The sequence below is a fragment of the Amphibacillus cookii genome (assembly GCF_016908375.1).
GTDB lineage: Bacteria > Bacillota > Bacilli > Bacillales > Amphibacillaceae > Amphibacillus_C > Amphibacillus_C cookii.
Map to the genome: position 1 here is coordinate 162,730 of NZ_JAFBDS010000003.1, position 18,122 is coordinate 180,851.

Annotated in this window: 15 protein-coding genes and 3 pseudogenes; 4 read left to right on the top strand and 14 right to left on the bottom strand. The window is 38.0% G+C overall.

What is annotated here, in order from left to right; translation table 11 throughout:
* Positions 1-17: 17 nt before the first annotated feature.
* Complete coding sequence (locus JOE23_RS05990; protein WP_204436532.1) at positions 18-611, bottom strand: DUF1836 domain-containing protein; 594 nt, start codon at positions 609-611, stop codon at positions 18-20.
* 148 nt (positions 612-759) lie between these two features.
* Here JOE23_RS05990 and trhA point away from each other — a divergent pair, with 148 nt between their 5' ends.
* The gene (gene trhA / locus JOE23_RS05995; RefSeq protein ID WP_204436540.1) at positions 760-1,407 is read left to right on the top strand and encodes a PAQR family membrane homeostasis protein TrhA; all 648 of its coding nucleotides are present in this window, start codon (positions 760-762) and stop codon (positions 1,405-1,407) included.
* A gap of 48 nt (positions 1,408-1,455) precedes the next feature.
* Complete coding sequence (locus JOE23_RS06000) at positions 1,456-2,532, top strand: mechanosensitive ion channel family protein (RefSeq protein WP_204436545.1); 1,077 nt, start codon at positions 1,456-1,458, stop codon at positions 2,530-2,532.
* A gap of 252 nt (positions 2,533-2,784) precedes the next feature.
* Here the strand turns inward: JOE23_RS06000 and treR are convergent, their stop codons facing one another.
* From treR to JOE23_RS06025, 5 genes and pseudogenes are all read right to left on the bottom strand, one after another.
* Positions 2,785-3,498 (bottom strand): trehalose operon repressor, encoded by a 714-nt coding sequence (gene treR, locus JOE23_RS06005; RefSeq protein WP_204436547.1) that lies wholly within the window; start codon positions 3,496-3,498, stop codon positions 2,785-2,787.
* Positions 3,499-3,530: 32 nt separating this feature from the next.
* Positions 3,531-5,213, bottom strand: a complete 1,683-nt coding sequence (treC, locus tag JOE23_RS06010; protein ID WP_204436550.1) for an alpha,alpha-phosphotrehalase — start codon at positions 5,211-5,213, stop codon at positions 3,531-3,533.
* 227 nt (positions 5,214-5,440) lie between these two features.
* Positions 5,441-6,880, bottom strand: a complete 1,440-nt coding sequence (treP, locus tag JOE23_RS06015) for a PTS system trehalose-specific EIIBC component (RefSeq protein ID WP_204436560.1) — start codon at positions 6,878-6,880, stop codon at positions 5,441-5,443.
* 129 nt (positions 6,881-7,009) lie between these two features.
* Positions 7,010-7,354 (bottom strand): hypothetical protein, encoded by a 345-nt coding sequence (locus tag JOE23_RS06020; RefSeq protein ID WP_204436562.1) that lies wholly within the window; start codon positions 7,352-7,354, stop codon positions 7,010-7,012.
* A 225-nt stretch (positions 7,355-7,579) separates the two neighbouring features.
* Positions 7,580-7,831: pseudogene (locus tag JOE23_RS06025) on the bottom strand (transposase); the annotation flags it as partial.
* A gap of 332 nt (positions 7,832-8,163) precedes the next feature.
* Between JOE23_RS06025 and JOE23_RS17835 the strand changes: the two are divergent.
* Positions 8,164-8,349, top strand: a pseudogene (locus tag JOE23_RS17835) (IS5/IS1182 family transposase); the annotation flags it as partial.
* Between the two features lie 115 nt (positions 8,350-8,464).
* Here JOE23_RS17835 and JOE23_RS06030 read toward each other — a convergent pair.
* Positions 8,465-8,564: pseudogene (locus tag JOE23_RS06030) on the bottom strand (transposase); the annotation flags it as partial.
* Positions 8,565-9,387: 823 nt separating this feature from the next.
* Entirely contained in the window at positions 9,388-9,996 is a 609-nt protein-coding gene (locus JOE23_RS06035) for a YpjP family protein (RefSeq protein WP_204436568.1), read from the bottom strand.
* Between the two features lie 183 nt (positions 9,997-10,179).
* Between JOE23_RS06035 and JOE23_RS06040 the strand changes: the two genes are divergently transcribed.
* Positions 10,180-11,649 carry an aminotransferase class V-fold PLP-dependent enzyme gene (locus JOE23_RS06040; RefSeq protein WP_239585290.1) on the top strand — a complete coding sequence of 490 codons (1,470 nt, stop codon included), beginning with the start codon at positions 10,180-10,182 and terminating at the stop codon, positions 11,647-11,649.
* Here JOE23_RS06040 and JOE23_RS06045 read toward each other — a convergent pair.
* From JOE23_RS06045 to JOE23_RS06070, 6 genes are all read right to left on the bottom strand, one after another.
* Positions 11,646-12,401 carry a CPBP family intramembrane glutamic endopeptidase gene (locus JOE23_RS06045; RefSeq protein WP_204436569.1) on the bottom strand — a complete coding sequence of 252 codons (756 nt, stop codon included), beginning with the start codon at positions 12,399-12,401 and terminating at the stop codon, positions 11,646-11,648. The two genes, JOE23_RS06040 and JOE23_RS06045, sit on opposite strands and share 4 nt — an antisense overlap.
* 55 nt (positions 12,402-12,456) lie before the next feature.
* Positions 12,457-13,191 (bottom strand): TspO/MBR family protein, encoded by a 735-nt coding sequence (locus JOE23_RS06050; RefSeq protein WP_204436570.1) that lies wholly within the window; start codon positions 13,189-13,191, stop codon positions 12,457-12,459.
* 1 nt (position 13,192) lies between these two features.
* The gene (locus tag JOE23_RS06055; protein ID WP_204436571.1) at positions 13,193-14,629 is read right to left on the bottom strand and encodes a cryptochrome/photolyase family protein; all 1,437 of its coding nucleotides are present in this window, start codon (positions 14,627-14,629) and stop codon (positions 13,193-13,195) included.
* A 494-nt stretch (positions 14,630-15,123) separates the two neighbouring features.
* Complete coding sequence (locus tag JOE23_RS06060; RefSeq protein ID WP_204436573.1) at positions 15,124-15,561, bottom strand: OsmC family protein; 438 nt, start codon at positions 15,559-15,561, stop codon at positions 15,124-15,126.
* Between the two features lie 26 nt (positions 15,562-15,587).
* Positions 15,588-16,580: an arsenic resistance protein gene (locus JOE23_RS06065; RefSeq protein ID WP_204436575.1), complete on the bottom strand. Its 993-nt coding sequence runs from the start codon at positions 16,578-16,580 to the stop codon at positions 15,588-15,590.
* A 344-nt stretch (positions 16,581-16,924) separates the two neighbouring features.
* Positions 16,925-18,097 (bottom strand): TraB/GumN family protein, encoded by a 1,173-nt coding sequence (locus JOE23_RS06070; protein ID WP_204436578.1) that lies wholly within the window; start codon positions 18,095-18,097, stop codon positions 16,925-16,927.
* Positions 18,098-18,122: the final 25 nt, after the last annotated feature.

Here is an 18,122-nt window from a genome sequence, read left to right on the forward strand (position 1 = left end):
GTCTAGCTTTTTTCCTTTTAATCAGTGGAGCTAACATTATTCATGTCTTTAAACAATTGATCCACTAAACGCTCCGCTAATTTGCGATACATATTACTATAATGAGCAACAGACATAATCAAGAATAATTGATGAATATGTTCCGGGTTTTCTTGTGGAATTTCCGTTACGGCTTGCTCTGACTGATCAACTAAAGAATCAAAAGCTGTATTGAATTGGTTCACTTGCTTCTCCATCAATTCTGTATATTGTTGATAAATCGGATCTAATTCAATTTCTTCTTGTTCAACATAATGGTTGAGTTCAGATAATACCGTTCCAACATCGTTAATGGACAGTGCTCCTTTTAAATGATAAATAAACTGAATCAACATGATGTGCTCTTTTGTATATTTCTTATTTTGGATCGGAAACAACAATTTACCTTTTGCATAATTATTGATCATTGTTTTTGTTAGAATTTTATCTGTCTCGTGACGTTTACTACTGGCATATTTCTTTTCAAATAACTGTGTCACTTGATCCATGTATAAATCAATAGATGGAATATCTTCCTTTCTCACGATATTTTCTAAATGCAAACTTTCTAACATTGTTTTAAAATCTTCCATATCCTACCCTCATTTTCTGTTAAAACTTTATTTCTTTTAGTATAACGAATAATAATCACAACGTAAATATTGACGACACTTATTGTTGGTAGTATGATGTTGTTATATAGTTTTTAAAACTACATAATAATATGAAGAGGTGTTTAATATGAATAGTTATATTAGAGAGCCCATTAATGGCTTAACACATTTATTAGGAGCTATTCTCGCATTCGCCGGATTGCTTGCTATGGTGATTAAAGGAGCCCAAACAACAAATGCAACGTTCGATATTTTTTCTTTGATTATTTTTGGTATAAGTATGATCCTGCTTTATGCTGCTTCTGCTACTTATCACATGGTTATTGCCAACAAGCATGTACTCAGTTGGTTAAGAAAAATTGATCATGCGATGATCTTCATCTTAATCGCAGGTACATATACACCTTATTGTGTGATTGCTTTGCAAGGAAGGATCGGCTGGACTTTACTGCTGATCATTTGGGTGACCGCCATTAGCGGCGTTGCTTTTAAGTTAATTTGGTTTCATTGCCCAAGATGGTTATCCACCTTACTCTATATTGTGATGGGCTGGCTAATTATTTTTGTCGCATCTCCATTATCTGATAGCATTGAACGAAATGGACTGTTATTACTTATTATTGGTGGGGTCATTTACACCATCGGTGGCATTATTTATGCAGTCAAGCCTAAATGGTTAGAAAGCAAATACTTAGGTTTTCACGAGATCTTTCATCTGTTTATTATGGCAGGATCTTTCACTCATTTTTTAAGTGTTTATTTATATGTGTTGTAAAACCTGCTAAAATAACTTCATAACCATTTGATAAATGAGGGACTTTACTTGTTGACTATTTTTGAAGCATTCAATATCACACATCTCATTATACTTAGCTCTGTTTTGATGGCCTTAACTATCCTTCGTTTTACATTGCGAAAACTATTGGCCAAACGATTTGATAAAAACCCGAGTCGCTTAATCACGAATTGGGTGATTCTTTACTTGTTTATTTTATTTTTACTTAGTTATTACGGAGAGAAATATTGGATGGTCAGTTCCTTTATTTCTTTCGGTTCTATTCATGTCACTATGAATATAATTATTATCGCATTTTTAATTATCTCGTTGGCTTATCACCTGTCTCGTTTTATAACCGAGTTATTTATGCCGACGATTTATCAACGTTATCACCTTGATCAGGGTATCCAATTTACATTCAACCGCATCTTTCACTATATCATCATGATTATTGCCGTCATGATGAGCATATCGATAGTCGGAATAAATTTAGGTGCATTAACTGTCTTTGCTAGTGTTGCGGGCGTGGGGATTGGCTTTGGTTTGCAAAACGTCGCTTCAAATTTTATTTCAGGTATTATTTTATTATTTGAAAGGCCAATCAAAATAGGTGATCGAATTATTGTTGATGATATTATTGGAGATGTTGAACAAATTAATATGCGGGCGACTGTGATTCGGTCTGTCAATAATGAACATATCATTGTTCCAAACTCATATTTCTTGGAAGAGCACGTCATTAATCGATCATTCCAAAACCCTATCATGAGACTTACTGTCCCTATTGGCGTTTCCTATCAAGCCAATCCCGAGCAGGTACGCGATTTATTGTTAAGGGTCGCTCAAGAAGAAGTTGAAGAAAATGAAGCCGTGTTATTAGAACCGGAACCATTTGTTAACTTTGTCGGATTTGGCGATTCGTCTCTTGATTTTGAATTATTTATTTGGGTCAATGATTCTAGAGAGCTATTACGAGCAAAGACTAATCTTAATTTCAAGATACACCGACTATTAACCGAACATGACATTGAAATTCCATTTCCACAACGTGATCTACACTTACGTTCGATCGACCAAACCATTACCCAAGCATTTAACAACCATGCTAATGATAAATCATAAACAAGCGAAGACCAAAACAATAACTTTTGCCTCTAAATAATGCGAACACAGTGAACGTATCACCGCAGGTTGAAATATACTCGTTTTCACTTATCAGTACAAAGGAGAATGAAGGTTTAGTCAACTGCGGGTTTATTTATAATTAAAAATAGCGCTAGTAAGTTTTACTTACCAACGCTATTTATCTACTTAGCTATACGCCTATTTATGGGTAAATCACCCAATGCATGAAACTTAACTTTATTATCAACACTATTGGTGTCGACGAGCAAAATCAACAAAACGAAAACGGTCTGGACGGTGCCGAGATTCTGTATATTGAAATAATTGCGCATTATCTAAGTAGACAAAGTTTTTGATAACAACAATGTTATGGAAACCATCCAGTTGTAACAGTTCGCGATCTTCTACCGTTGGCTCTTCTACCGTAATTTCCTTTTTAGCAAAACTGATTTTCAGCCCAAGCTCACCCTCTAAATATGCGTAGATAGAACCCTGACATACAGCTTTTGTTAACATGGGCACAAAGGCCTCGACAAAATAGTCTTTGTCTAGTATCACCCGTTCATTTGCTAAATCTCTCGTACGAATAACCCGCCAAACTTTTTCTTCTGGTTTAACCCGTAAGTATTTTCTTACTAAACGATCGGTCTCGACATAGCCCAAATCATGAACAATCGTTTCAACCTTCTGATTCATTTTTTTCGCCAACTCTTGAAAACTAACTAAACCAGAAACAGGAAAGTCAAATTTATTTCGCTCAATAACGACAGAGCCCTTTCCCCTTACTTTTTGAATATACCCGTTTTGCGATAATAAATTGAGCGCTTTCCGTATCGTTTCCCTTGAAGTTTGATAATAATCTTTCAATTCATGTTCTGAAGACAAATATTGGCCGACCTTCCAATTCCCTTCTTCGATTTGTTCAACTAATTCCTGATATATTAATAAATACTTCATTTTCATCACCATCAACCTTACCTTTAGATAGTTAGAGGTTAAGATCTTAGATAATACACGACTGACTCATAAGGGCGTAACACCCCTGATCTCAGATCACCTTTTTGATCAGGATAATTGCTGATTAGCACTTCGGGCCGCTTATCATTCTCAAAACCTTCTTTAGCTAAATCATAGCTAACCGTGTCACCATAGAAATTATTGAGTACAATTAATTGTTGATCACGATCTCTCCTCATATATGCAAAAATAGCATGATGATCGGGTAAAAGCAAATGATAATCCCCTGTTGTGATGATTTCATATTGCTTTCTTAATTGAATTAACTTTTGATAATGATAGAAAATTGAATCTGGATCATTTAAAGCTTTTTCTGCATTAATTTCCTTGTAACGACTTCCCACTTCAATCCAAGGTGTGCCTTCTGTGAAACCGGCATGCCTCTGATCATTCCATTGAACAGGTGTACGTGAATTATCACGGGACTTTTGCTGTAAGATGGATAAGATTTCTTCTTCAGTCATCCCTTCTTCTTGTTTGATCCGATACATATTTAAAGATTCTACATCACGATACTGTTCAATGGAATGAAAAGTTGGATTCGCCATCCCAAATTCTTCCCCCTGATAAATATAAGGCGTCCCTTTCATCATATGAATAACGGTTGCAAGCATTTTTGCGGATGGCTTATGATAAACACCATCATTTCCAAATCGAGAGACAACACGAGGTTGATCATGATTACACCAGAACAACGCGTTCCACCCGCCACCATTGTGCATACCGACTTGCCAATCCGATAAAATTTGCTTTAAAGCTTGAAAATCAAAAGGCGCTTTGGTCCATTTATCTCCATTTGGATAGTCAACTTTCAAATGATGGAAATTAAATGTCATATCCAGTTCGGCTCGACTGGGATTCGTGTAGTTAATACAATGATCAATTGTCGTTGACGACATTTCACCTACTGTCATTAAATCATTTCCTTTAAAGACCTTCTGATGCATTTCTTTTAAATACTGATGAATTTTAGGTCCATCGGTATAAAATTTGCGCCCATCACCCGGAGGAACAGAACCATCATCATTCGGAAACGATTGATCTTTAGATATAAGGTTAATTACATCCAAACGGAAACCATCGACGCCTTTGTCAACCCAAAAATTCATCATCTGATAGATGGCATCTCGAACTTCTATGTTTTCCCAATTCAAATCGGCTTGTGTGACATCAAATAAGTGTAAGTAATATTGCTCCGTTGTCTGATCGTATTGCCATGCACTACCACCAAACTTCGATTGCCAATTCGTCGGTTCCTGCCCCTGACAGCTATCTTTCCAAATATAAAAATTGCGAAAAGCGTTATCCTTGCTTTGCGCTGATTGTTCAAACCATTGATGTGCTGTCGAGGTGTGATTAACCACAATATCGATAATGACTTTTAATCCGCGTTTATGCGCTTCAAGTAGCAAACGATCGAAATCTGCCATCGTTCCATATTCTTCAAAAATCGAAAAATAATCTGCAATATCATAACCATTATCGTGTTGAGGTGAATCATAGATTGGCGTTAACCAAATAACATCAACGCCTAACGCTTTTAAATAGTCTAACTTCTCAATAATGCCGTTAATATCTCCTGTGCCAGTAGCAGTTGTGTCATTAAAGCTTTTTGGATAAATCTGATAAACAACAGACTTTCTCCACCAAGGTTGCGTCACCTGATCATCCCCCTATGTTTTCTATTGTTATATATTCTTGTTTTTCGCCCACTGATGGGTAGTTGAGTGAATCAGGACATTAGCGTCCGTTTCCGACCGGATAATTAGCTTGAACACCGTTCTGTATGTTGAGGCGGGCGGTTTACGAACGGTTATCTGTAAGAAATGGTAGACAACCACCTTATCACACTTTTTTCAAGGCGATAAGATGGTTGCTTACGGATCATTTATGATTTACCTAAGCGTTGATATGCATTTTTACCCATCCGCGTTTTAGCAAAGATCATCGTTAAAACAATAGGTGCAGCTATCGCCACTGCCATTGCAACAAAGAACATTAGCCAATGCATCGCTTGAATAGATAGGAAACCTGGTATACCACCTACGCCGATTGAGTTAGCCATGACACCACTACCTACAGAGATCATAGCAGCAATCGAGGATCCGATCATGGCAGCCAAGAACGGAAAGCCATATTTTAAGTTAATACCAAACATTGCGGGTTCCGTTACGCCCAAATAGCAAGAAATCATAGCTGGAACAGATACCTGTTGCTCCTTTTTATCGCGACGATTAAGGATAATCATGGCTAGAACTGCTGATCCTTGTGCAATATTCGATAAAGCGACCATTGGCCAAAGATTGGTTCCATCAAATTGATTCATAAGTTCTAAATCGATCGCATTCGTCATATGGTGAAGCCCTGTAATAACTAGTGGTGCATAAGCAAAGCCAAATACAGCTGCAAATAACCAGCCAAACGCTGAAGTTAAACCAGCATAGACGACATCTGAAATCCATGAACCGATCACCCAACCAATCGGGCCTAATATAACGTGGGCGATTAATACAGCAGGTAATAACGCAAAAAACGGAACAAATATCATTGATACAACATTCGGGATAATCTTTCTTAATCCAAGTTCAAAATAAGCGAGTACAAATCCAGCAAGCATTGCCGGAATAACTTGAGCTTGATAACCAATCATATCAACGGTTGCAAAGCCAAAATCCCAAACTGGAATGTCTGATGCCCCTGGTACGTCGTAAGCATTAAGTAACTGTGGTGAAACAAGCGTTAAACCAAGTACAATACCGAGAATCTGAGTCGTTCCCATTTTTCTTGTAATAGACCAAACAATACCTACCGGTAAGAAATGAAATATCGCTTCGCCAATCAACCATAAAAAGTCATAGGCACCTTGCCAAAATTGAGAAAACTCAATTAAAGCCTGATCATTATTAGGTCCAAACTCAGCGATATCACCAATAATATTACGGAAACCTAAAATAAGCCCCCCTACAACCAAAGCTGGAATAATTGGTGTAAATATTTCTGCCAAGTTTGAAATAAGACGTTGCAAAACATTCATATTTTGCTTAGCAGCAACCTTAGCTTCATCTTTTGATGTATCCCCCACACCAGCAATAGCGGTAAATTCATTATAAAATTTAGCGACCTCATTACCTATAATCACTTGAAATTGACCCGCATTCGTAAATGTCCCTTTAACCAATTCCATTTGTTCAATCTTATCTTTATCAGCTTTATCCGTATCATTCAAAACAAAACGCATTCGCGTCGCACAATGTGTGACAACAGAAATATTATCGCTTCCTCCAATACGTTCAAGCAGTTCTTTTGCTGAATCCGTGTATTTACCCATTTATTTACCCCTTTCTTCAAAAGAATAATAATGCATTAAAAATAAACTTGTATATACATGACAGTGTTTACGCTTTCATTTTAACTTGTATATACAAGTTAGTCAAGAAAAAAGGGGGCAATTTAAATTTTATTTGAAAATACCCCGATCAACGTATCCTCCAGCAAGTTGAATAGCTTCTAAAGCATCATTAAAATCTGCCTCCGTTACTTGAAAGCTTAAAACAGCATTCCTATCACGCTTATCATCATCTGCTATTTCTTGATAAGCAACCACTTGTCCCATACCTCCAGCTATGTTCGGTGAGTCTGCTCCCGTTGTACCTGTTTGTGCATAAGGAATAACAAGATCAATATCCTGCTCTTGCTCAATATAATCAATCATCACCTCTTTTGTATCAAATTTACTTAATTTACTACGTAGTGCCTCCGCCTCGTCTTCATCATGAACATAAACTTGAACAGCTTTAAACATTGATTTCTCCTCCTTTAGTTAATGATGAGTCAGGTTTAATGTTCCCTTATTTTTTGTTATCAAACATTTAAAGTTACAGGGTGATGGGTACAAATGTGCTACTCGTGAACAAATAGCAGCTAACGTTTTAGTTTGAAAGCCTGAGGTTTTAACGTTGCTGTTACCCGCTTCATTTTTCTGGTTCTAAGTCAAATGTTGGGTGAGCTAACGCTCGCTCCTTATTCTTTATGCAATTCGCATCTTCACATCTTTATATTGATGATGTAATAAAACTTTTAATCGAAACCGATCAAATCGGCCAAATCCAAAAACATTACGCTTAATAACCTTTGTTTGATTGTTAATGCCTTCAACATAGCCATTATGCAAGTCAAAAGCGAAGCTATTTAAAATCTCTTTTTGCCAATTTTGAAAGGTTGAAATAGCTCTTTCAAATGCAATAACCCCTGACGCTTTAACAAGATCGTAAAGCCTATATCATGTGCCTTTTATCTCCCCTAAATCTTCTTAGTAAAAACCACTTTATTGCTTTTTTTAAAATATTACGCTGTTAAAAGTGGCTGTTGATTTGCGATCCAGGCATTTCGCTTTCCGCGGGCTCGCGCTGAGCCTCCTCGTTCGCACAGAACGCTCACTGTAGGGTCTCATCGTCTTCGCTTTTCCCGCAGGAGTCGAATGCCTTCCTCTCCAATCAACAAAGTTAAAAAACAATAAGCTTTAGCAAAACCCAAATATTCATCTAATGCAGACCTCAACAATAAAATCAACAGCACATGTGGAACAAGAGGTATTCCAAGAGACAAAAAGCATTTAAAGAGTTAGCCGCATCAAGATATAAAATAGAAGCAAAAAATGCAGAGCTGAAAAATAGACACGGGTATGAAAAAGCGATTACCTCAGGTCTGTTTGGCATGAAGATGCAAGGAGCTGCCACCCTTTTCGTCGTTAATATGAAACGAATGATCAAGCTAATCAATGAAAAAGAGATAAAATAGAGGCTCTATAGTCTGAAAAACAAGCGTCATTTCTCACTTTTATGATGAGGATTACGCGCGTTTTTTTTATTTTATTATTAAGGGAGACATATACCACTTTTTCAGCAGTCTCCATTCGTTTACACTTTTTTCGGTCATACGTATCAAACGCGTGTTGAACATGCCTTCTTACTTGTTCTAAAGCAGTATATATAGCGACAGAAATGAAATCGATCCAATCCTGGTAAAGTGATGTTAGAATACATGGTGCACGCAACTCCTTTTTGTTGGTTTTTGTTCGTCTAAACAAATCATAATAAAGGTTGTATACTATTTGACGTTGGTGAAGGGAATTCTCCATTTCATGCGTTTGTGTAATGGGGGTAGACTTTCGTTAACGTCTTTTCTATTTCTCTAAAAATAGCAATGGGTTCGGTCATCCAGTGATTCGCTTTCCGCAGGCACGGCTTCAGCTAACTCATGTGCGCACAAAACGCGCACATGAGTGGATCTTCAGCTCGTGCTATTCCTGCAGGAGTCTCATCACTTCCTTACCGAACCCGCATGAATTTACGTGTAGATAGACATTTAAACTAAGTTAAGATCTATTGAATCGAAATCAGCCCAAAATGCACCTAATCAAACAAACATTCACTTATAAAACCGGCAATAATTCTCACCAACGTCATTTGACAAAGAACCATAATAAATAAGGCGCTTGCGTGCTTTTTTTATGTCATTGTGTGATGACAACGAGACGCCTGCGGGAACAGCGCGAGCCGAAAATCCACTTTAGAAGCGCTTTTAGCGTCACACAGTGGAATATTAGACTAAACCCGTCACCTCGTGTGACAACGTCTAATTGACCTACATCCTGTAGGCCCGAGGCCGTGCCCGAGGCAAGCGAGTGGACGATCACACATCACTTTATTATAAAAGCAGCGTGTTGAATTGTATCTTTACCCCAACATATATTTTAGAGCCATATTTTAGAGCCCATTTTTCTTAATCCATACAAAAAAGAGCTAAGCAACACTTATTTCATGTGCGCTAGCTCTTTTAACTCATCCATTTAGGTGGTGTGTTTTTACTCCAAAAGACTTCACCAATTGGGTGATGAACTTCATAATTATCTGCTGCTAAATGGTAATGGAAATTAAACCAATAGCCCTCTTGTGGACGATGCTCTCTTCTGACATGGAATTTCGCAACAATTTGGTCCATTTCATCATCATATAAATCAAATATTTTTTCTCCATAGCCTGGTGTTTTATGCTCAATAATACTTAAAGTGAAAGCGGCGTTATGATCTTCACAATCAATCATCGTATTCATAACATATTCAAGGTTAGGAATGATTTCCTCTGTTACTTCCTGATTCACCTGTGTTAAAATTCGCGGACCCAGTTTCTCAAGCGTCCGTTCCTTTGCATCATTTACCAATATGTCCTTAGGGTCAAGTACAACAAGCTGAGTGGCCTGCTCTTCATCTGAAAAAGTAGGAGAATCATAAAGTTGTGCGCCAGCGATATCGGGTTGCTTTTTCGGCGATTCAATCTCCTTATGGTTCACTTCTGCATTTGTATCTAAATCTAGAGGGGGAACATAAATACCAAGTGTCATGACCGCCACTGTTGCAACAAATATTTTCTTAAGCCAAAGCTTCAACTTTATCTCCCCCTATCTACATAACCGTATCATTTATTAATTAATTTTATTTTACCATAGTCGTCTATAAAGTCCACCGTTAAATAACAGTTGTAACGAAATTGAAATTTCACTCGTTTAACCACACAAACATTATAAACCACTTAAACATATTGTATTTATATAGAAAATGAGGTGATACAGTTGAACCCATTAGAACAACACTTTCAACGATTTAGAAGAGGCATTATCGGCATTAACCAAGTCGTCCAGACACGTTATGGTTCCTTTCCCTTACTTTATGTGGATTGGACAGCTACAGGTCGTCTTTATCAACCCATAGAAGAGAAACTAGCATACGGGCTGGGGCCTTGGATAAGTAATACCCATACAGAGCATACATTAACAAGCCAATTGACAACCGAAGCATACAACTATGCTAAACACATACTGAAAGACCATGTTAACGCTGATGCAAATGACATCATCATACCAGTAGGCGCAGGTACAACCTCTGCATTAAATAAATTACAACGCTTATTAGGCATTCGTGCACCTTCTTCATTGCACGCTTATTTAAATATTCCGAGCCACCAACGACCCATTATTATCACATCATTATTAGAGCACCATTCGAATTACATTTCATGGTGTGAAACCATTGGTGAGGTGATCACCATTGGACTTGACGAGCAACATCAAATTAATTTAGAAGAGCTTGAACAAATCCTTATTCAATATCACGATCGACCCTTAAAGATCGGGGCATTTTCTGCTTGTTCAAATGTAACAGGGATCATCTCAAATTATCATCAAGCCGCTAAACTACTTCATCAATATAATGGTCTATGTTTTGTTGATTTCGCAGCTTCAGCCCCATATCTATCGATCAATATGCACCCTCAAGAGCCTCTCGCTCATTTAGACGGGATTGTTTTTTCTCCACATAAATTTTTGGGCGGGCCTGGATCAACAGGCATCTTAATTGTTAACCGTAATTCGATAGCCAATCACGTCCCAGATCATCCAGGTGGAGGCACGGTACTCTATACAACCGAATCGGGGACTTACCAGTATATTGATGACATTGAAGCTCGAGAAGATGGAGGAACACCTGCTATTTTACAAACGGTTAAAGCAGCCCTTGCCGTTCAATTAAAGGAGAAAATGACCGTTGCAAAGATTAAAGAACGAGAAGTATTGATGTTAAATTATTTTTTACCACAACTCACTAAAATCAAAGGGATTAAAATTTTAGGCTATCCTTTATCCACCGAGCGATTAGGGATTGTTTCGTTTACGCTCGAAGGCTGTCATCACCATTTGGCTACTCGGCTGTTAAATGATCGATTCGGTATTCAAACAAGAAGTGGTTGCTCATGCGCGGGTCCCTATGGTCACCATTTACTTGATCTATCAAAAGCCTATTCAGACAAGATGGTTAACATGCTAAAGCAAGGCGATAACACGTTAAGACCTGGCTGGGTAAGAGTATCATTGCACCCAACCTTAACAGATCAAGAGCTGATTTACATCTTGTATGCGATTGAAGCAGTGACAAATAACCACCAAAGATGGCAACGCGATTACCATTATGATATACGTACTGACACCTTCGTTCCTAATTATTCGACGACAAATTACGATCTAACTGCACGATTATTTGATCACTAGATAACAAAACTTAACAAAGCGTATGTAGCAAAAGCATTCCAAATCATATGAAAGATAATAGCTGACAACAGCGTATTTGATTTAACATAGAGCAACGATATGGCCATCCCCATTATACTTGCAGATAAAACATGCCCGGGGTGGAGCAGACCAAAAATAACTGATGATACAACAATAGCAATAACGAGACCGAACTTGACCCTTAAAAAACCAAAAATAACTGCACGAAACAATATTTCTTCTAAAATAGGGGCAATAATCACAAAAGCTATCACTAGTAATATCAGATTCAGCCCACCTAAATCGATTTGATTGAGGCCAAACAAGTCAATTTGACTCCCTGCCTGTTCTAACTGCCATACATCAATAATTAAATATTGAGACAAATACACAAGTGCAAATGTAATCACTAAATAAAGGTAAGTCTGCCATTGCTTTAAATATGACCACAAAAAGGCATCACGTATAAACAAGCGGATTGATGAGAAAATCAATAAGGCAAACACAAACGCAACCGCATCAATAATAGACACATATTGCGTCATCGACAACTGATTTGCACTTTCGGTTCCTAACAACATATCAATAACTGATGCTATCATAATGATGACCATTGTTAATCCTATTGATAAACCTAAATAGGCAAAAATAAACCCTATAAATTGTGCCCAACGCGGCACTCTTTTTTCTTGATTATTGTTATTTGATGATTGATGCTGATGGCTAACACCATCAACGTGCTGATCTTGCATGATTTAACCTCCATCTAAAAAACACAAAGTTAAACATTATTATAACAAATTTATATTAAGATGGAATGGTTTTTTTCTTCCTCCGAGCAATAAACAACATAACGACAATCACACCAACTACGACATAAGCGACCGAACTTACCACAGGATAGCGACCTTGATTTTCTACCCCAATTCCAATAATAGCCCAAACAAATACAAGCGGATAAATCAGATCATTTTGTCGATAGCGAAATCCTATGGCTAAACAAGCTGATATAATGAGTAGACCAATTGTCCACACTTGGTCGCTTAGCCCAAAGCGATTCCAACCGATCTCTACTAAATAATAGCTAATATTAGTAATAGTAGCTACGCTTATCCAAGCTAAATATAATGAAAATGATATTAAATCAAACAAACGAATCGCACGACGCTGCACTTTTTTATACAAAATAATCAGACTGACTAACAACGCTAGCATGACGACAACGGTGGCCCCAAAGTACAAATAATGCCATAGTAAAATCCAAGTTATATTTAAAATACACGTTAACCAAAACAGATAATGCGTATGAAGATAAATACCTAGGTCACGACGATGCTCCGGCCATTGCCGACCAACCCAAATCGCTAAAGCCAGATAAATAACACTCCAGATGCTAAACACATAGCCAGCAGGGGTAAATAACACTTGGAGCCGATCGGAAATCATTCCTGTCGTTAATCCATTGATAGGTAAAATATTTGCCAGTGAATTGATAACGATAACAGCAGCTAAAAAAATCACATTTAACCAAAATTTCGTCATTTTATTTACTCTCCTTAATCATGTCATAAGCAGCTAACGCCTGCTTTCTTGCCTGATCATGCTCAACTAACGGGGCGGGATATGTCTGTCCCCATTCAAGATTTGCCTGTTCTAAGATCGCTTTGGGCGCTTTACTGGGGTGATGGACGTAAGCTATAGGAAGATCCGTTAATTCGGGTAACCACTGTTTAATATACGTACCATCTGGATCAAACTTTTCCGCTTGTCGGATCGGATTAAATACCCTGAAATAAGGCGCAGCATCGAATCCAGATCCAGTCACCCATTGCCACCCCAACACATTATTGGCCTGATCATGATCAATTAAGGTTTCCTCAAACCATGCTTGTCCCCAACGCCAATCAATCCGTAAATGCTTAACGAGAAATGAAGCAACGACCATGCGGACCCGATTATTGATCCAACCCGTTTCCCAGAGTTCTCGCATCCCTGCATCAACAAGCGGATAACCCGTTTCTCCCTTCTTCCATGCATCAAACCGTTGATGATCCTTTAGCCAAGGAAATTGATTAAAGTTCTCTTTTAAAGCTTTCCTCTTAGCATCTGGATAAACAGCTAATTGTTGATAGGCAAAATCGCGCCATGCGAGCTGCCTTAAAAATGCCCACCCTTGTTTTTCAATGATGATTCGATCTTGTTGATCTTCTGTTAACAGCATCTCTTCAACGATCCGATCCCATATGACTCGTGGGCTAATCGCACCGACAGCTATGTAAGGCGATAACCTTGAAGCGATGTCTAAACTTGGGTACTCCTTTTCATTATAATGTGGTAAAGCGTGATTAATAAATTGTTCCAATAGCTGATGTGCATACGTTTCACCTGGCTTCCAGTAATGTTCAAATTTAGCTGTCCAATCACTGTCTTTAAGTAAGTTAAGTTGCTCAATTTCCTGACTCGATGACTCCGACACATTAATCGCATGATATGAAGCCGGTGCGCGGGTCGGTTTGATGATATCTGCTTGGATTAGTCGCTTCCAAAATGGCGTAAATACTTTATAGTGCTGATTTTGATTCGTTAATATCGTATGAAATGCGACCAATGTGTTCGGTTGAAAAAACTTTATTTGCACAGCTAGCTTTTTAGCCAATTCTAAAATGACCTGATCACCTTCATACGCGGTCTCTATGTAAGTTTGATTAAGGTAAATCGCCTCAATCTTAAATTCGTCAACGAACTGTTGCAAAACCGATACAGTATCACCTTTCACGACCAGCAACGGCAAATTCAACTGCCTTAACGACTGTTTCAAGTCGATCAATTGGTAATGAAGAAACCAATCGCTCGCATGCACCTGTTGACGTGCATGGGTTATATATACCGGTAATACCTCGCCATCTTTCCCGGCTTGATTTAATGCTGGATGGTCATTTGTCCGTAAATCGTTTCTGAACAAGACTAATATTCGCTTCAATTGTTATCACCTCATTGTCTTTTAACAAAACATTCGCTCATGTTTTGAGGAATCGATTAGTTTTTATATGATTAACACTTTAAATCGAATTCTGCTTCTATGTGTGAAAATTTAAAACTTTTCTAACATATAAAACGAAGCTGCAACCAGTGAGCATTTTCGTTCTTCACCCACAGTGCATCAGGACATTAGCATCCGTTATCACTCACCTATATGCTTTACCTCTGTTCTCTATTTTGAGGTGAGGATTTTACCGACGGTTATCTGTGATAAAGTTAATCTTACTATTCCCAAGCAGACAGATTCAGAAACCTGAAAAATAGTTGTGGCTAGAGTAAGACTCTGTCGTTTACTTTTCGTCTAACCAAGCGTGATCCCTTATCTGCTCGTTCGTTTAGGAGTATGAAAAACACTAAGTTTTGTAGAGCTAAAATAAATTCCTAACCAAAAAAGAAGCTGACTTAAATCGTCAACTTCTTGATTAAAAACGTACACTAGGCGCTTTCCCATTTATCTTTTAACTTCACATCTGCCGCTTTGAGCAAAGTGTACACTGGACAGCGTGACTCTACTTCTGCTTGTAATGCTGCAATCCGCTCTGGCGGTTCCGTTGTCGTTACTTTTACTTCAACCGTTACCTCTTCAAAATATGGGCGCACACTGTGATCTCCCATAAAACCACGGGGATCGAATACACCTGTTATGTTAAAGCTTAATGCTTGTAAATCAAAGCCGATTTCTTTGGCAACAACGTGTGCCGTTACATTTTCACATGAAGCAAGTGAAGCAAGGACATTTTGCATCGGATTTGGTCCTGTATCTTTACCCCCCATTTGTGCACCTTCATCTAAAACAATCTGATGCTTGCCAGCTTTTGCCGTAATCGCTAACCCTTGATTTTCTGCTTTTACGTTAAATTTCATTTTTTGCATTTTAATAACCTCTTTCCTATTTAATGTTAAGCCTTGATGGCTTTTGTTTGATGAACGCGATCGACTTCCTCTTGAAACCAATGATTCAATGCCACTTTCCCATAAAGTGCTATCCCTTGTTGTTGGACGACAAAGGCAATCGTTACAATGAGTGCTGCTTCTGCACCAAATGAGGTAACAGCTAAACCGATAGCAATTGATAAATTCCTAAGCACGGTACCGTTTACTAAAGCAATCCCATCACCACGGTTTAAAAATTTCACAGCGAATACTGTACTGACTATAAAATTAATAAGATAAAAGACAATGAGCACAACGGTTGCGATCAATATTAACTCCAAATTATTAACGATCATGTCTGCACGCGCACTAACACTCACAAATACGATGTAAAGCATTGCCCAAATACTTAAAGGCGCAAGCATTGGCTTTACACGTGCTTTAAAAGTTTCTGGCGTGTGGTGTTTCATCAATTGTTTAAACGTGATATGGCCAAGAATCATCGGTACAAAAACGACCAACAAGATGGTTTGAAATGTTGCAATTATATCAACTTCAACTAATTGCCCAACCATTACTAGCAAATACCATGGCGTTAAAACAGAACCTAATATTAAACCGAAAACCGTCAGTTTTACGGAAGCAGGAACGTTCCCTTTATGAAGTGCTGTCCAAGATATGGTCATCCCACTTGTCGGTAATAATGCCGATAAAGCTAGGCCGGCAAACATCATCGGGTAACTGCTTAATAACGTTACACCTAAAAGGTAAGCAATTAGCGGCACCATTAAAAAATTGATTAGTATTGAATAAAGTAAGACACGAGCATCTTTGATGGTGGTTAGTTGTTTGTAATTAAAGCCGATCATCGTTGCATAAATCATGATGATCGTTGCATAGAGAATAGTAGGCTGTAGCACACTTGTATCGATGATCGTTCCTAGAACAAAGGCAAGCACTAATGTTAACGGCACACTAATCATCAAGTATTTTTGTGGAAATCGATATATTTGTTTCATTTCACCCCTCCTAATTACCCCTAAGGGTATATAAATACTATATGGGGTATTAAGAAAAATGTCAAGGTTTTATCATTTATGAAATACTTAAAGATTTGCCTAAGGTATTAAAGTTGACTTGCCTGAATGAGAGAGACCCTCTAATCCTTTCCTCAACAAAAAAATAATGTAGCCACTATTGACTACATTGAAAAAAATTTTTTATAATACGAACCTTCAATCAGTGGGGGATTCATTCTTTCCCACTGATTGGTCGTTGAGTGAATCAGGACATTAGCTCCCACCTATAGCTCTCTTTTTTGAGGCGGTCGTTTTACGGAACGTTATCTGTGATAAGTTGGCCATTATAAATTACTTATAAATAACCTGACAATATCCGTACCTGCGATGACCGTACCTAATAAGCTACCTAAACTCGCAAATAAGACAATTAATAAAATTCTCGTCACTTTATTGCGCCAAAAGCCCTTCACTGTATATACATCTTCATTTAATTGCTCAAAATCTGCCACTTGTGGCTTATGGAAGTATGCTTGAACCAACCCTGCTAAAATGCCCACCCCTATTAAAGGACTTAATGATGTCATTGGAGCGGTGATAAAAGCAACTAAAATGGCTAATGGATGACCAAAGGCAACAGCCACTCCAATCGCAGAGAACGTCCCATTCCACAACAACCAACTTTTCATTTGTTGGATACCTACATCTGTATTCATCATAAACGTCATGACCATCATAGCGATGATCGCTAATGGAATCAGCCAGCCCACATACTTGGGCCAATTTGATTTTTTAGGGACTTTGGTCAATTGTTTTAAATCATGTGTGTTTCCAAGTTCCTTCCTTATTCCTGGGACATGAGCCGCCCCTAATACAGCAACAATCTTCTCACCAGGTGCTTTTTTGATCTTTTCAGCCAAATATTGATCCCGCTCATCAATTAATGGTTTCTTTAAGCGAGGGAAATAAGTGGTAAACTCACTAAGAATACTGTCAATCGAATCTTGGTTTTTCATCTTTTCCAATTCTTCTTCTGTGATCGTTTCATTAGAAAATATACCCGCTAACACTTGTGAAAGCAATAGCATTTTTCCCTTAAACCCAACACTACCCCAAACTCTCGCAAACGTCACTTGAATATGGCGATCCGCCAAAACAAGTTTGGCACCATGTTCTTCTGCTGATTCAATCGCTTGAATCATTTCTTGCCCAGCCTCAATATTAAATTGTTTTGCAATTCTTTTTTGAAATGAAGAAATCGCTAAGTTCATTAATAATAATGTTGTTTTTTTCTCTTTAATGACTTTAAATATATCCATATCTCTCCATCTGTTGCCATCCCTGATCGAGCGATACCTCTGTTCATCCAACTCTACACAAACCGCATCAGGTTTTTCTGCTTCAATAACTGCTTTTACTTGTTCAGCGCTATGCTTGGAAACATGGGCCGTGCCAATTAATATCAATGTTTTTCCATCTTGTTCAATACGAATGATATGATTTTGCTGTTCATCCATTTTAGTACCTTCCTTCAAAAATTCT

What these genes read in the sequence shown, in the direction of transcription:
- treP (WP_204436560.1), bottom strand. Translation starts at nt 6,880, where the DNA reads ATGGGTAAATACACGGATTCAGCAAAAGAACTGCTTGAACGTATTGGA.
- JOE23_RS06070 (WP_204436578.1), bottom strand. Translation starts at nt 18,097, where the DNA reads ATGGATGAACAGCAAAATCATATCATTCGTATTGAACAAGATGGAAAA.
- JOE23_RS06050 (WP_204436570.1), bottom strand. Translation starts at nt 13,191, where the DNA reads ATGACGAAATTTTGGTTAAATGTGATTTTTTTAGCTGCTGTTATCGTT.
- JOE23_RS06045 (WP_204436569.1), bottom strand. Translation starts at nt 12,401, where the DNA reads ATGCAAGATCAGCACGTTGATGGTGTTAGCCATCAGCATCAATCATCA.
- JOE23_RS06060 (WP_204436573.1), bottom strand. Translation starts at nt 15,561, where the DNA reads ATGCAAAAAATGAAATTTAACGTAAAAGCAGAAAATCAAGGGTTAGCG.
- treR (WP_204436547.1), bottom strand. Translation starts at nt 3,498, where the DNA reads ATGAAAATGAAGTATTTATTAATATATCAGGAATTAGTTGAACAAATC.
- JOE23_RS06020 (WP_204436562.1), bottom strand. Translation starts at nt 7,354, where the DNA reads ATGTTTAAAGCTGTTCAAGTTTATGTTCATGATGAAGACGAGGCGGAG.
- trhA (WP_204436540.1), top strand. Translation starts at nt 760, where the DNA reads ATGAATAGTTATATTAGAGAGCCCATTAATGGCTTAACACATTTATTA.
- JOE23_RS05990 (WP_204436532.1), bottom strand. Translation starts at nt 611, where the DNA reads ATGGAAGATTTTAAAACAATGTTAGAAAGTTTGCATTTAGAAAATATC.
- JOE23_RS06065 (WP_204436575.1), bottom strand. Translation starts at nt 16,580, where the DNA reads ATGAAACAAATATATCGATTTCCACAAAAATACTTGATGATTAGTGTG.